Genomic DNA, 14,595 nt, shown 5'->3' on the forward strand with positions numbered 1-14,595 from the left:
AGGAGTGTGACGCGTGCTGGAACGTCTGTCATGGAAAAGGCTCGTCTTTGAACTGATCTTATGCTGTATTCCGGCCTTCCTGCTGGGGGCCTTTCTTGGACACCTGCCGTGGTTTCTGCTGGCGTCGGTCACCGGGCTGCTGATCTGGCATTTCTGGAACCTGCTGCGCCTCTCGTGGTGGCTGTGGGTTGACCGAAGTATGACGCCGCCGCCGGGAAGCGGCAGCTGGGAGCCGCTGCTGTACGGTTTGCATCAGATGCAGATGCGTAATAAAAAGCGTCGCCGCGAGCTGGGAAGCCTGATTAAGCGTTTTCGCAGCGGTGCAGAGTCGCTGCCGGATGCCGTTATTCTGACAACCGAAGAAGGGACAATCTTCTGGTGTAACGGCCTTGCGCAACAGCTGCTGGGCCTGCGCTGGCCCGACGACAATGGCCAGAATATCCTCAACCTTCTGCGCTATCCCGAGTTCACGCTGTATCTGAAAAAGCGTGATTTTACCCGCCCGCATAATCTGAAGCTCAATAATGGTCGCCATCTGGAAATCCGCGTGATGCCCTACAGCGATAAGCAGTGGCTGATGGTGGCGCGCGATGTTACCCAGATGCACCAGCTGGAAGGGGCGCGTCGCAACTTCTTCGCCAACGTCAGTCACGAACTGCGTACCCCGCTGACCGTGCTTCAGGGCTACCTGGAGATGATGCAGGAGCAAACGCTTGAAGGCGCGCCGCGTGAAAAAGCGCTGCACACCATGCGCGAGCAAACGCACCGGATGGAAGGGCTGGTCAAGCAGCTGCTGACGCTCTCGAAGATTGAAGCGGCGCCGACGCTCGCGCTAAATGACACCATTGATGTCCCGATGATGCTGCGGGTCGTTGAGCGTGAAGCGCAGACGTTAAGCCACAAAAAGCATCACCTGACCTTTGAGATCGACAATACGCTGAAGGTGCTGGGCAGCGAAGATGAACTGCGTAGCGCCATTTCCAACCTGGTGTATAACGCGGTGAATCATACGCCGGAGGGGACGAATATCGTGGTGCGCTGGCATCATGCCCCAACGGGGGCGGAGTTTAGCGTGGAAGACGACGGGCCGGGGATCGCGCCTGAGCATATTCCGCGCCTGACCGAGCGCTTTTACCGTGTGGATAAAGCGCGATCCCGGCAGACAGGCGGAAGCGGCCTGGGGCTGGCGATTGTTAAACACGCGTTGAATCACCATGAAAGCCGTCTCGATATTCAGAGCACGCTGGGTAAAGGAACCCGCTTCAGTTTCGTTATTCCGGAACGATTAATTGCCAAAAAAATAGCCTGACGGCAGGCGTGTCATTTTACCTTTCCACGGGTCAGCGTCTGCTGGCCCGTTTGCTTTGCAGTCAAGCGAAACGCGGATGAATTTTATACGGTTGAGTGTTTTTTGTTCGCATGATTAGCCATGGGTTTTTCTTATAAATAGCGTATTATTCTAACGTGCATTTTCATGCTGGCATATTGTTCTGGTTTTACGATCCCACCTTGCCTTTAAACGTTATAAGCGTTTAAATTGCGCCCCAGATACTGTCAGACCGACTGTATTTGCGTGGTAAATCGAAAAACTATTCTTCTCCACGCCAGGACGGGAGCATTTCCCGCTGAAATTGAGCAAATTTTCGGCTGTATCGTCCCGTCAGGGAAATCGAAAATCTCAATGTTTTCAACACCACATCCACAGGCAGTAAGGTTTTATGACCCATCACTTAAAATCGCGTGACATCATCGCGCTGGGCTTTATGACATTTGCGCTGTTCGTTGGCGCAGGCAACATCATTTTCCCTCCAATGGTTGGCTTACAGGCGGGTGAACACGTCTGGACCGCCGCGTTTGGTTTCCTGATTACTGCCGTGGGTCTGCCGGTTCTGACCGTCGTCGCGCTGGCGAAAGTCGGCGGCGGTGTGGATAGCCTCAGCACCCCGATCGGCAAAGTGGCGGGCGTTTTGCTGGCAACCGTCTGCTATCTGGCCGTTGGCCCGCTGTTTGCGACCCCGCGTACGGCAACTGTGTCCTTCGAAGTGGGTATTGCTCCCCTGACCGGTGACGGTGCGATGCCGCTGTTTATCTACAGCCTGATCTACTTTGCGATCGTGATTCTGGTTTCCCTCTATCCGGGCAAGCTGCTGGATACCGTGGGTAACTTCCTGGCTCCGCTGAAAATTGTGGCGCTGATTGTTCTGGCGGTTGCGGCCATCGTCTGGCCAGCGGGCCCGATTAGCGACGCGATGGACGCCTATAAAAACGCCGCGTTCTCTAACGGCTTTGTGAATGGCTACCTGACGATGGATACGCTGGGCGCGATGGTCTTTGGTATCGTTATCGTTAACGCCGCGCGTTCCCGCGGTGTGACCGAAGCGCGTCTGCTGACCCGCTATACCATCTGGGCTGGCCTGATGGCCGGCGTGGGGCTGACGCTGTTGTATCTGGCGCTGTTCCGCCTGGGCTCCGACAGCGCCATGCTGGTCGATCAGAACGCCAACGGTGCGGCTATCCTGCACGCCTACGTTCAGCACACCTTCGGCGGTGCGGGCAGTATGCTGCTGGCGGCACTCATCTTCCTGGCCTGTCTGGTCACGGCGGTTGGCCTGACCTGCGCCTGCGCAGAGTTCTTTGCGCAGTATCTACCGCTCTCTTACCGCACCCTGGTGTTTATCCTCGGTATCTTCTCTATGGCGGTGTCAAACCTCGGTCTGAGCCACCTGATTCAGGTCTCGATTCCGGTGCTGACGGCGATTTATCCGCCGTGTATTGTGCTGGTGGTGCTGAGCTTTACTCGCCCGTGGTGGAACAACTCTTCACGAATTATTGCGCCAGCCATGTTTATCAGCCTGATTTTTGGTATCCTTGACGGGATTAAAGCATCAGCTTTCGCGCACATACTGCCGGCATGGACACAGCGTCTGCCGCTGTCCGAGCAGGGGCTGGCCTGGTTGATGCCTACCGTTGTTGCACTGGTTCTGGCGATTATCTGGGACCGTGCTGCAGGGCGTCAGGTCGCATCGAACGCTCATTAATCAACGGCAACAAACTGTTTAACCACGGGGCTTAAGGCCCCGTGGTTTTTTGTTTTTTTCGTGTTGAATGGCAAGATTTAAATGGAAAGCACTAACAAACTTAAACGTGGATTGAGCACGCGCCACATCCGCTTTATGGCGCTGGGCTCTGCTATCGGCACCGGTCTTTTTTATGGCTCGGCAGATGCCATCAAAATGGCCGGTCCCAGCGTTCTGCTGGCATACATCATCGGCGGCGTGGCGGCGTATATCATCATGCGCGCCCTCGGCGAAATGTCGGTTCACAACCCGTCCGCCAGCTCCTTCTCCCGCTACGCGCAGGAAAACCTCGGCCCACTGGCCGGGTTTATTACCGGCTGGACCTACTGCTTTGAAATCCTGATTGTGGCGATTGCCGACGTGACCGCGTTTGGCATCTATATGGGCGTCTGGTTCCCGGCGGTGCCGCACTGGATTTGGGTGCTGAGCGTGGTGCTGATCATCTGCGCCGTCAACCTGATGAGCGTGAAGGTATTTGGCGAGCTGGAGTTTTGGTTCTCCTTCTTCAAGGTCGCGACCATTATCATCATGATCGTGGCCGGTTTCGGCATCATCATCTGGGGAATCGGCAACGGCGGGCAGCCGACCGGCATCCATAACCTCTGGAGCAACGGCGGCTTCTTCAGCAACGGCTGGCTCGGAATGGTCATGTCGCTGCAGATGGTGATGTTCGCCTACGGCGGTATCGAAATTATCGGTATCACCGCCGGGGAAGCGAAAGATCCGGAGAAGTCCATTCCGCGCGCCATCAACTCGGTGCCGATGCGTATTCTGGTGTTCTACGTGGGTACGCTGTTCGTGATTATGTCCATCTACCCGTGGAATCAGGTCGGCACCAACGGTAGCCCGTTTGTTCTGACCTTCCAGCATATGGGCATTGCGTTTGCGGCCAGCATTCTGAACTTTGTGGTGCTCACCGCGTCGCTCTCCGCGATTAACAGTGACGTGTTTGGCGTGGGCCGTATGCTGCACGGCATGGCGGAGCAGGGCAGCGCGCCGAAGGTGTTCGCCAAAACCTCACGCCGCGGCACGCCGTGGGTGACCGTTGTGGTGATGACCGTGGCGCTGCTGTTCTCGGTTTACCTGAACTACATCATGCCGGAGAACGTCTTCCTGGTGATCGCGTCGCTGGCGACCTTCGCGACGGTGTGGGTGTGGATTATGATCCTGCTGTCGCAGATCGCGTTCCGCCGTCGTCTGTCGCCGGATGAGGCGAAAGCGCTGAAGTTCAAAGTTCCAGGCGGCGTTGCGACGACCGTCGTCGGGCTGATCTTCCTTGTGTTTATCATTGCCCTGATTGGCTACCATCCGGATACCCGCATTTCCCTTTACGTGGGCTGCGCGTGGATCGTCCTGCTGCTGGTGGGCTGGGTGTTCAAATGCCGCCGCGACCGTCAGCTGGCGGAAGCGCAGTAACATTTTTATTCCCTCTCCCTGTGGGAGAGGGAATTTTGCCTCCTCCTCCTTTCTCCTCCCCCAATAATCCTGAACGTGATGAGCTATCCTTAACCACCCTGTGGCAAGGTGACGTCAATTTCATCAAAGGGGATTCGTGATGTTAAACGCCTGGCACCTTCCGGTTGCCCCATTTGTTAAGCAAAACAAAGATAACCTTGTGATTACGCTCTGGCTGGCGGGAGAAAATCAGCCTGAACGCGTGACGCTCCGCGCCGAAATAGATAACGAAGAGACCGGGCTGAAAATGCACAGGCTGCGCAGCCAGCCGCAGCCGGGGATCACGGCGTGGCGGGCAAATATCGACCTGAATAGCGGGCAGCCGCGCCGTCGCTACAGCTTTAAGCTTTTGTGGAATAATCGTCAGCTGTGGTTTACCCCGCAGGGGTTTAGCCGTTTCCCGCCCGCACGGCTGGAGCAATTTGCGGTCGATTACCCGGATAACGGCCCGCAGTGGGTTAACGATCAGGTGTTTTACCAGATTTTCCCGGACCGTTTTGCGCGCAGCGAAAAACGCACCGCCGACCAGGATAAGATCTATCACCACCATGCGGCGGGCCACGACATTATTCTGAAAGCGTGGGACGAGCCCTTAACCGCGCAGGCTGGCGGCTCGACGTTTTACGGCGGCGATCTCGACGGCATCAGCGAAAAGCTGCCGTACCTGAAAAAGCTCGGCGTGACGGCGCTGTATCTCAACCCGGTATTTAAAGCCCCGAGCGTGCACAAATACGATACCGAAGATTATCGCCACGTTGACGCGCAGTTTGGCGGTGACGAGGCGCTGCTGCGCCTGCGCAAGAAAACCCAAAACGAAGGCATGCGCCTGATTCTGGACGGCGTGTTCAACCACAGCGGAGATTCGCACGCCTGGTTTGACCGCCATAACCAGTCGATGGGCGGGGCATGTCATAACCCGGACTCGCCGCAGCGCGACTGGTACAGCTTTAACGAGGAGGGCCGCGCGCTGGACTGGCTGGGCTACGCGAGCCTGCCGAAGCTGGATTTCCAGTCGCCAACGCTCGTGAATGAAATCTACGGCGGCGAAGACAGCATCGTCCGACACTGGCTGAAGGCGCCGTGGAACATGGACGGCTGGCGGCTGGACGTGGTGCATATGCTCGGTGAAGCGGGCGGGGCGCGGAATAACCTTCAGCACGTCGCCGGGATTACGCGCTCGGCGAAAGCGGCCCAGCCGGAGGCGTTCGTCTTTGGCGAGCACTTTGGCGACGCGCGCCAGTGGCTGCAGAACGATGCGGAAGATGCGGCGATGAACTATCGCGGCTTTACCTTCCCGCTATGGGGATTCCTCGCTAACACCGACATCTCCTACGATCCGAATCATATCGACGCTGAAACCTGCATGGCGTGGATGGAGAACTATCGCGCCGGTCTGTCTCATCAGCAGCAGCTGCGGATGTTTAACCAGCTCGATAGCCACGATACCGCCCGCTTTAAATCCCTGCTCGGCAAGGATGTGGCGCGTCTGCCGCTGGCGGTGACCTGGCTCTTCACCTGGCCGGGCGTGCCGTGCATCTATTATGGCGACGAAGTGGGGCTGGACGGCAACAACGATCCTTTCTGCCGCAAAACCTTCCCGTGGGAGCCAGAGAAACAGGACAAGGTGCTGTTCAGCCTGTATCAGCGGCTGGCAAAGCTGCGTAAGCAGAGTCTTGCCCTGCGCTACGGCGGCTGTCAGGTGGTGTATGCCCACGATAACGTGGTGGTGTTTGCTCGCGTCTATAATCAGCAGCGCGTGCTTGTGGCCATTAACCGGGGCGAAGCCTGCGAAGTGGTGCTGGATGATTCACCGCTGCTGAAGGTGGCGGCGTGGAAGAATAAAGAGGGCAAGGCGACGATACAGGACGGCGTGCTGGCGCTGCCTGCGATATCCGCGACGATCTGGTCCGGCAGCTAAGACCTGCTAATGTTTCCACCTTTTAAGATGGCGCAAATGCAACTATTTGTGTCAATCTTAACGGATCGTTTACGGTGAAGGTGGAAACATGGACGAGCTTTACATCCTTGGCTGTTTGTTCCTGGTTTTTGCGCTGGTGGTGGCACCCGTGCTTGCGGTTATCGGCTTTAATCGAAGTACGGCGGCGCGACAGGAGATCGCCCGGCTACGCCAGCGCATTGAGGCGCTTGAGCAGCGCGGCGTACCTGAAAGCGCGCCGGAGCCGGTGCAGGCCACCGCGCCGGTGGCTGTGACCGCGCCTGCGGTTAAGGACGCTCCCGCGCCTGTCGACCCCTGGCGCCCCGATACTCCCGCTGCCGTGGCAGATCCCGCCCCGGCCGTGGCGCCTGCTGCAAAACAGCCTTCTGCCTTTGGCGGCATACTGACGTCGCTGGTGCGCTGGTTTATGCAGGGTAACCCGCTGGCGAAGCTTGGGATCCTGCTTCTCTTCCTCGGTCTTTCATTCCTGCTGCGCTATACCGTGGAACATTCCCTGTTCCCGCTTGAGTTACGCCTCGTGGCAACGGCGCTGTTTGCCATCGTCCTGCTGGCGGTCGGGTGGCGGCTGCGGCAAAAGCAGCGTGTCTATGCGCTGATCCTCCAGGGCGGGGCGACCGGCGTGCTCTACCTGACGGTGTTTGGCGCATTCCGGCTCTGGCAAATGCTGCCAATGACGCTGGCCTTTGCGCTGCTGGTGGTGATTTGCGCGGCTAGCGTCGGGCTGGCGGTGCTGCAGAAGGCGCTGAGCCTGGCCATGCTGGCGAGCCTCGGCGGGTATCTTGCGCCGCTGCTCTTGTCTACCGGGGGCGGTAGCTTTGTGGCGCTGTTCTCTTTCTATCTCCTGCTTTCCATCGGCATTCTCGCTATCAGCATCTGGCAGCACTGGCGCGAGCTGAACCTGCTCGGTCTGCTGTTTACGTTCGGCGTGGGCGGCCTGTGGGGGCTGAATGACTACCAGCCCGAAGACTATTGGATCTGCCAGCTGTTTCTGATTGCCAATACGCTGATATTCGGCGTCCTGAGCGTGGCGCTGTCGCTGCGGGCGCAGGAAAAAGGGAAGCAGATTATCGACGGCGTGCTGCTGTTTGCCCCGCCGCTGATCGGTTTCGGGATGCAGTATGGCATGACCCGGCACTGGGAATATGGCCCGGCCCTGAGCGCGCTGGGCTACGGCGCATTTTATCTGGCCCTCGCGTTCCTTGCGCTGCGGCGCTATCCCTCTATCGGGCGACCACTGGTCATGGCGGCGCTGGCAATCGGCGGCGGATTTGCCACGCTCGCCATTCCGCTGGCGCTGTCGGCACGCTGGACGGCGATGGCCTGGGCGCTGGAAGGGTTGGGTATCCTCTGGCTGGGCGTGCAGCAGCACCAGCGTCGCATGAGCTATAGCGGGACGGCGCTGCTGGTGCTGGCGCTCGGCAGCGCGCTGTGGGCGCAGACAAACGGCGTTACGTCGCTGAGCCTGCTGCTGATCTTCACCATCCTCAGCCTTTGCTGGCTGGCTGCGGCCTGGCTGTGGCGTACTCTCTTCCTGCCGGTCAGCCGGGCGCTGCTGGCCGGCGGGCTGCTGTTCTGGCTCGTGGCGCTGCTGGGCGCATCGCGGCTGGTGCTGACGCAGGAATTACCGATTCTGGCGGGCGTGCTGGCGCTGACGGCGGCATCGGTCTGGGGCTGGCGGCAGGTGGCTGCGCGTCTGGCGTGGCGGGAGCTGGATGCCAGCAAATGGCTGCTGTGGCCGGTTATGCTGCTGATGGTGGGTTATCAGCTCTGGCACCAGCAGATTGTTGCCGCCGGCTGGTCAAATCTCGCCTGGTGCGTTGCGCTTCCTGCCGCGCTGATGCTGTTGCGGCGCGACGGTGAAAGACTCCTGCCGCGCATCGCGATGGGGCTGCATTTGTCGCTGTTCTGGATGATTTTGCTGGCGCTGGCCGCTGAGCTTTACTGGTTTGCCCGGTCGTTGCCGTGGGGCATGGCGGCCTGGGGCAGCGGAGTAGCGATGGCAGCAGGCGGCGGGGTGATTATAGCGCTCTCTGCAGCCGTACGGCGTCGCGGGTGGCCGTTCCGGGAGTGGCCTGCGCTCTACGCCTGCCTGGCGCCGATCCCCGTGGTCGTGGCGCTGCTGGTATTGCTGGTGGTGACCAATTTCCAGGACGGCGTGGTCTATCGTCAGACCTGGCTGCCGCTGGTAAACCCGCTTGAGGAAGGCGCGGCGTTCGCGCTGCTGGGGCTGGTCGTCTTTTATCGTGCGGTGGATCGCTACTACCCGGCGTGGCTCTCGCAGGCCCGACCGTGGCCTGCCGTCGCGATGATGGCGTTTGGCTTCTGGTGGCTGAACGGCGCGCTGATGCGTGCCCTGGCCTGGTACGGCGACGTGGCCTGGAATATGGCTTCGCTGTGGGATTCGCGGCTTATCCAGACCAGTTTTGCCCTGTTCTGGATGCTGAGCGCGCTGGTGGTCATGATCCATGCCACCCGTCGGGCTTCCCGGCAGGAGTGGCTCTGCGGTGCCGCGCTGCTGGGCGTGGTGATGGTTAAACTGATGCTGGTGGACAGCGCGGGCGGAGGCGGTTTGTCGCGCGCGGTGGCGTTTATCGGCGTGGCGATACTGGTTCTGATCGTGGGGTATTTCTCACCGCTACCGCCCAAAACAGGAGATGAAAAATGAAATGGATGAAAGCGGTAGCCTGTACCGCGCTTCTGGCGCTTTCCGGCCCGGCGTTTTGCGACGAGGAACAAACGGAATCGCCCCGGGACTATGCTTTTGGTCTTTCACTCGATACGTCTGTTTCTTCCCAGTGGTATCGGGTGATGCTGCCGCTCGCCGTCTATGAGCAAAGTACGTCGCCGGATCTGCATGATGTCCGCGTCTTTAACCAGTCGGGCGAGCCGGTTCCCTTCAGCCTGGTCAGCGCGACGCGTCCGCAGACGCCAGCGCAATCCACCGCGCTGCGCCTCTTCCCGCTGGACGCCTCGCCGCTTGCGGCTTCGCAAGGATCCGGTGATAGCGATAAGATCCTGCTCCGTTCCGGAAACGGCGTTGAGATTGTGCTGGAGGGGCAAAAAGCCGCCGCAGCCGGGCAACATTATCTGCTGACCCTGCCGGAACAGGCGACGGGCGAGATCGCTATATCCCAGCTGCAGCTGCTCTGGAATACCCCTCAGACGCCGTGGCAGGGAACGGCGTCGGTCTATTACAGCGAGGATCTTAAGCGCTGGTATACCCTGCGTGAGGATATGCCATTGCTGGACGTCGTCAGCGGCCAGGACCGTCTTAAGCTCGATCGGATCGATACCGATACCGTTTTATCTCCTGATGCAAATCGTTATCTCATGGTGGTGCTGAATGCGCAGAGCCAGGGGATAACCTTGACAGGCGTAAACGCAATCAGCGCACCTGCGCAGGCGGCCCCGGAAGCTATCGACCTTGAGGGGGAAGGGGTGCAGCTATCGACAAGCGAAGCACAGTGGCACTGGGCGCGCCCGCAGCCGCTGAGTGCTGTCAGCATCTCACTGAATGGCGATGGCGTCCTTCCCGTGGAGATCGCGTGGCGGAGTACGGAAAAAGACGCATGGCATCCTCTGAAGAAAGAGGTCCTTTACCGTCTTGAGGGAAAAGCGTCGCCACCGGTTTCGCTTAACGGGGGCCTGGTGCAGGCCGTGAAAATCACGACGCTGAATGCGCGTCTGCCAGAATACCTTCCGAGCGTCACGGGACATCGCGACCGCTACGATCTGGTGTTCAACGCGCAGGGGAAGGCGCCGTACGTGCTCGCCTGGGGCAACGGCGCCGCAAAGCCTGCCAGCGTGGAGCCCGGCATGCTGATTCCGGCCGACCTGCGCAAGACCTATGATATGGCGAACCTGCCGCAGGCCGATATTCTGGATGATGTCGCGTTAGGCGGCGAGGGGCGTCTGACCGCTACCTCTGCGGCCGAGCGGGAGAGCAGGATGAACACGCTGCTGGTATGGGGCGTGCTGATTGCGGGGGTGATTCTGCTGGCGGGCATGGCCTGGCGCATCTGGCGAGAGACGCAGCGTAAGGCATAAAAAAAGGCCCGCATAAGCGGGCCTTTTTCGTAAACCGTGCCGATTACAGGCTGGATACGTTTTCAGACAGGTATTTAGCCACGCCGTCTGGAGACGCGTTCATGCCTTCTTTACCTTTTTCCCACTGAGCCGGGCACACTTCGCCGTGCTCTTCGTGGAACTGCAGCGCGTCAACCATGCGCAGCATTTCGTCGATGTTACGACCCAGCGGCAGATCGTTCACAACCTGGTGACGAACGATGCCGTTAGCGTCGATCAGGAAGGAACCACGCAGCGCAACGCCAGCGTCCGGATGTTCGATACCGTAAGCCTGCTGGATTTCGCGTTTGATGTCCGCAACCATTGCGTATTTCACCGCACCGATGCCGCCTTTGTCGACAGGGGTGTTACGCCATGCGTTGTGTACAAATTCAGAGTCGAAGGAGACGCCAACAACTTCCACGCCACGCTTCTGGAATTCTTCATAACGTTTGTCGAATGCGATCAGCTCAGACGGGCAAACGAAAGTGAAGTCCATTGGCCAGAAGAACAGAACGGTCGCTTTACCGTTGGTGTGCTGTTTGAAGTTGAAGTTTTCAACGATTTCACCGTTGCCCAGAACTGCTGCAGCTGTAAAATCCGGAGCCGGACGAGTTACCAGAACCATATGATTCTCCTGTAGATACTAAGGTTATTTGGAACGCAACGCGAGCCAGTATAGAGAGTGTTCATGGATAAGACAAAGAGGTGGTGACAATCGTTCCGCCAGCTTTTACCTATCAATGTGAATTCTGTCAGAGCTGTTTGTTTTTCGCCTGCACCATCATCCGCGGGTAAAACTGCCAAAAACGCGCTTCCAGCGCATCGTAATGTTCATCCAGGTCATACCAGGAGTCGCGCAGCGCATCCAGTCGCGGTCGGCGGCTTGCCATCCCGTTCAGCACATTCTGGATGAAATCCATCTCGCGATAGCGCTCCAGCCAGCGTTCCGACCACAGATAGTTATTCAGATTCACAAAGCGCGGCGGAGAGTCGGGCAGAATGATCGACACCTGCTGGTGGGCATAGCGCACAAACGCCGGCAAGGGCATCTCCGGAGACAGCTGTTCCCAGTGGCGCGATAGAAAGTGGTCCCACATCACGTCGAGCGTGATCGGCGCAACGCGGCGCGTTTCAGGGCGAAACCACGCTTTGGTTTCCGTCACTTCCGGCAGCTTATCCGTCAGCACGTCGATGCGGCGGTGCATAAAAATCCCGTCGACAACCTCAGGGGAATAGTCCTCAGCGGGGTTGCCGCGTACGAAATCGGCCAGCAAATTGCCTGACAGGGAGCTGTCCGCGAGGTGAGCGAGATGCAGGTGAGCGAGAAAATTCATGCGTTTTATTTGTCCGGGGGCGGCTAGTTGTTGCAGCAAAAGGGTGTGAGCACTAGACTATGCCGCCTGTTTTTAAGTCACGAGTATACGTCATGCGCGTCGCCGATTTCTCCTTTGAACTACCTGAATCCCTGATTGCTCACTATCCCATGCCTGAGCGCAGCAGCTGTCGCTTACTGTCACTGGATGGGCCAACGGGCGAGCTGACGCACGGTACTTTCACCGATTTGCTCGACAAGCTCAACCCTGGCGATCTGCTGGTCTTTAACAATACCCGCGTGATCCCGGCGCGCCTGTTTGGCCGTAAAGCCAGCGGCGGCAAGATTGAAGTACTGGTCGAACGTATGCTCGATGATAAACGTATTCTGGCACATATTCGCGCCTCCAAGGCGCCGAAGCCGGGCGCTGAACTGCTGCTGGGCGATGATGAGAGCATCAAAGCGACCATGACCGCGCGCCACGATGCGCTGTTTGAGGTGGCGTTCGATGACGAACGCACGGTGCTCGATATCCTGAACGCCATCGGCCACATGCCGCTGCCGCCGTATATTGAGCGTCCGGACGAAGAGGCCGACCGCGAGCTGTACCAGACCGTCTACAGCCAGAAGCCAGGCGCCGTCGCTGCGCCGACCGCGGGCCTGCATTTTGATGAGCCGCTGCTGGAGAAACTGCGCGCGAAGGGCGTGGAGATGGCGTTCGTGACGCTGCACGTCGGCGCGGGAACCTTCCAGCCGGTGCGCGTGGACAGCATTGAAGATCACATCATGCACTCTGAGTATGCCGAAGTGCCTCAGGATGTGGTGGACGCGGTGCTGGCGGCGAAAGCGCGCGGTAGCCGCGTCGTGGCGGTCGGTACAACGTCCGTGCGCTCACTCGAGAGCGCCGCGCAGGCCGCGAAGAGCGATCTTATCGAGCCGTTCTTTGGCGATACGCAGATCTTTATCTACCCGGGCTATCAGTACAAAGTGATTGATGCGCTGGTGACCAACTTCCATCTGCCTGAATCAACGCTGATTATGCTGGTGTCGGCATTTGCCGGTTATCAGCATACGATGGCAGCCTACAAGTCTGCGGTAGAACAAAAATATCGCTTTTTTAGCTACGGGGACGCGATGTTTATCACGTACAATCCGCTGGCTTTGAATGAGCGTGTCGGGGAATAAGTCCGCGGCACCGTTTTACAACGTTGGACTGTTTTTCTGACGTCGGAGAAAAAATGAAATTTGAACTCGATACCACCGATGGCCGCGCGCGTCGCGGTCGCCTGGTGTTTGATCGCGGCGTGGTGGAAACCCCCGCGTTTATGCCTGTGGGCACGTACGGCACCGTAAAAGGGATGACGCCGGAAGAAGTAGAAGCCACTGGCGCGCAGATTATTCTCGGCAACACCTTCCACCTGTGGCTGCGTCCGGGTCAGGAGATCATGAAGCTCCACGGCGACCTGCACGATTTTATGCAGTGGAAAGGCCCAATCCTGACCGACTCCGGCGGCTTCCAGGTCTTCAGCCTGGGCGATATCCGCAAGATCACCGAGCAGGGCGTACACTTCCGTAACCCGATCAACGGCGATCCGATTTTCCTCGATCCCGAAAAATCAATGGAGATTCAGTACGATCTCGGCTCTGATATCGTAATGATCTTCGACGAATGTACGCCGTATCCGGCTGACTGGGATTACGCAAAACGCTCCATGGAGATGTCTCTGCGCTGGGCGAAGCGTAGCCGTGACCGTTTTGATTCCCTGCAGAACAAAAATGCGCTGTTCGGCATTATCCAGGGCAGCGTTTACGAAGATTTACGCGATATCTCTGTTAAAGGTCTGGTAGAGATAGGTTTTGATGGCTACGCTGTCGGCGGTTTGGCTGTGGGTGAGCCGAAGGAAGACATGCACCGCATTCTGGAGCATGTCTGCCCGCAAATCCCGGCGGATAAACCACGATACCTGATGGGCGTGGGTAAACCAGAAGATCTGGTTGAAGGCGTACGCCGCGGCATTGATATGTTCGACTGCGTCATGCCAACCCGCAACGCGCGTAACGGCCACTTGTTCGTTACCGATGGCGTGGTGAAAATCCGTAACGCGAAGCATAAGAGTGACACCAGCCCGCTCGATTCCGAGTGCGATTGCTATACCTGTCGCAATTATTCTCGCGCGTATCTGCATCATCTCGATCGTTGCAACGAGATTTTGGGCGCGCGTCTCAATACCATTCATAATCTTCGTTATTATCAGCGCTTAATGGCTGGTTTACGTAAGGCTATCGAAGAGGGTAAATTAGAGAGCTTCGTGACCGATTTCTACCAACGTCAGGGGCGGGATGTTCCACCGTTGAACGTTGATTAATTTTAATAATGAGGGAATTTGAATGAGCTTTTTTATTTCTGATGCGGTAGCGGCAACAGGTGCTCCAGCGCAGGGCAGCCCGATGTCTCTGATTCTGATGCTGGTTGTGTTCGGTCTGATCTTCTACTTCATGATCCTGCGTCCACAGCAGAAGCGCACCAAAGAGCACAAAAACCTGATGAACTCCATTGCGAAAGGCGATGAAGTACTGACTAACGGTGGTCTGGTAGGTCGCGTAACCAAAGTGGCTGAAAACGGCTACATTGCTATCGCCCTGAACGACACCACTGAAGTGGTCATCAAACGTGACTTCGTAGCTGCCGTTCTGCCGAAAGGCACCATGAAGGCGCTGTAATCCCA

At 58.1% G+C, this 14,595-nt stretch carries 11 protein-coding genes; 9 read left to right on the forward strand and 2 right to left on the reverse strand.

The window, feature by feature from the left end; all coding sequences use genetic code 11:
- The first annotated feature begins 13 nt into the window (after positions 1-13).
- The 6 genes from phoR to DFO52_RS17725 all read left to right on the forward strand — a co-directional run bounded on the left by phoR (position 14) and on the right by DFO52_RS17725 (position 10,536).
- A complete protein-coding gene (gene phoR, locus DFO52_RS17700; RefSeq protein WP_133550874.1) occupies positions 14-1,309 on the forward strand; it encodes a phosphate regulon sensor histidine kinase PhoR in 1,296 nt (431 codons plus the stop codon).
- 409 nt (positions 1,310-1,718) lie between these two features.
- Positions 1,719-3,038 carry a branched-chain amino acid transporter carrier protein BrnQ gene (brnQ, locus tag DFO52_RS17705; RefSeq protein WP_024906795.1) on the forward strand — a complete coding sequence of 440 codons (1,320 nt, stop codon included), beginning with the start codon at positions 1,719-1,721 and terminating at the stop codon, positions 3,036-3,038.
- Between the two features lie 81 nt (positions 3,039-3,119).
- Entirely contained in the window at positions 3,120-4,493 is a 1,374-nt protein-coding gene (proY, locus tag DFO52_RS17710) for a proline-specific permease ProY (RefSeq protein ID WP_029739758.1), read from the forward strand.
- A 139-nt stretch (positions 4,494-4,632) separates the two neighbouring features.
- A complete protein-coding gene (malZ, locus tag DFO52_RS17715) occupies positions 4,633-6,450 on the forward strand; it encodes a maltodextrin glucosidase (protein WP_133550875.1) in 1,818 nt (605 codons plus the stop codon).
- Between the two features lie 88 nt (positions 6,451-6,538).
- Positions 6,539-9,154 (forward strand): DUF2339 domain-containing protein, encoded by a 2,616-nt coding sequence (locus DFO52_RS17720; protein WP_133550876.1) that lies wholly within the window; start codon positions 6,539-6,541, stop codon positions 9,152-9,154.
- Positions 9,151-10,536 carry a DUF3999 domain-containing protein gene (locus DFO52_RS17725; RefSeq protein ID WP_133550877.1) on the forward strand — a complete coding sequence of 462 codons (1,386 nt, stop codon included), beginning with the start codon at positions 9,151-9,153 and terminating at the stop codon, positions 10,534-10,536. The genes DFO52_RS17720 and DFO52_RS17725 overlap by 4 nt, the downstream gene beginning before the upstream one ends.
- A gap of 43 nt (positions 10,537-10,579) precedes the next feature.
- Here the strand turns inward: DFO52_RS17725 and DFO52_RS17730 are convergent, their stop codons facing one another.
- Complete coding sequence (locus DFO52_RS17730) at positions 10,580-11,182, reverse strand: peroxiredoxin (RefSeq protein ID WP_014168840.1); 603 nt, start codon at positions 11,180-11,182, stop codon at positions 10,580-10,582.
- A 127-nt stretch (positions 11,183-11,309) separates the two neighbouring features.
- On the reverse strand, positions 11,310-11,891 hold the full coding sequence (gene acpH / locus DFO52_RS17735) for an ACP phosphodiesterase (protein WP_133550878.1): 582 nt from the start codon (positions 11,889-11,891) through the stop codon (positions 11,310-11,312).
- A gap of 92 nt (positions 11,892-11,983) precedes the next feature.
- On the opposite strand from acpH, the gene queA reads away from it, so the two are divergent.
- From queA to yajC, 3 genes are read left to right on the forward strand one after another with little or no spacing between them, the layout of a single operon-like run.
- Positions 11,984-13,054 carry a tRNA preQ1(34) S-adenosylmethionine ribosyltransferase-isomerase QueA gene (queA, locus tag DFO52_RS17740; RefSeq protein ID WP_023310550.1) on the forward strand — a complete coding sequence of 357 codons (1,071 nt, stop codon included), beginning with the start codon at positions 11,984-11,986 and terminating at the stop codon, positions 13,052-13,054.
- A 53-nt stretch (positions 13,055-13,107) separates the two neighbouring features.
- Positions 13,108-14,235 (forward strand): tRNA guanosine(34) transglycosylase Tgt, encoded by a 1,128-nt coding sequence (tgt, locus tag DFO52_RS17745; protein ID WP_003859110.1) that lies wholly within the window; start codon positions 13,108-13,110, stop codon positions 14,233-14,235.
- Between the two features lie 22 nt (positions 14,236-14,257).
- Positions 14,258-14,590, forward strand: coding sequence for a preprotein translocase subunit YajC (gene yajC / locus DFO52_RS17750; RefSeq protein ID WP_003859109.1), 333 nt, complete (start codon positions 14,258-14,260; stop codon positions 14,588-14,590).
- The last annotated feature ends 5 nt before the right edge of the window (positions 14,591-14,595 follow it).

Source organism: Enterobacter sp. AG326 (assembly GCF_004362415.1).
GTDB lineage: Bacteria > Pseudomonadota > Gammaproteobacteria > Enterobacterales > Enterobacteriaceae > Enterobacter > Enterobacter asburiae.

Coding starts and splice junctions, on each gene's coding strand:
- DFO52_RS17720 (WP_133550876.1), top strand. CDS start 6,539: ATGGACGAGCTTTACATCCTTGGCTGTTTGTTCCTGGTTTTTGCGCTG.
- tgt (WP_003859110.1), top strand. CDS start 13,108: ATGAAATTTGAACTCGATACCACCGATGGCCGCGCGCGTCGCGGTCGC.
- yajC (WP_003859109.1), top strand. CDS start 14,258: ATGAGCTTTTTTATTTCTGATGCGGTAGCGGCAACAGGTGCTCCAGCG.
- acpH (WP_133550878.1), bottom strand. CDS start 11,891: ATGAATTTTCTCGCTCACCTGCATCTCGCTCACCTCGCGGACAGCTCC.
- queA (WP_023310550.1), top strand. CDS start 11,984: ATGCGCGTCGCCGATTTCTCCTTTGAACTACCTGAATCCCTGATTGCT.
- DFO52_RS17730 (WP_014168840.1), bottom strand. CDS start 11,182: ATGGTTCTGGTAACTCGTCCGGCTCCGGATTTTACAGCTGCAGCAGTT.
- brnQ (WP_024906795.1), top strand. CDS start 1,719: ATGACCCATCACTTAAAATCGCGTGACATCATCGCGCTGGGCTTTATG.
- proY (WP_029739758.1), top strand. CDS start 3,120: ATGGAAAGCACTAACAAACTTAAACGTGGATTGAGCACGCGCCACATC.
- DFO52_RS17725 (WP_133550877.1), top strand. CDS start 9,151: ATGAAATGGATGAAAGCGGTAGCCTGTACCGCGCTTCTGGCGCTTTCC.
- malZ (WP_133550875.1), top strand. CDS start 4,633: ATGTTAAACGCCTGGCACCTTCCGGTTGCCCCATTTGTTAAGCAAAAC.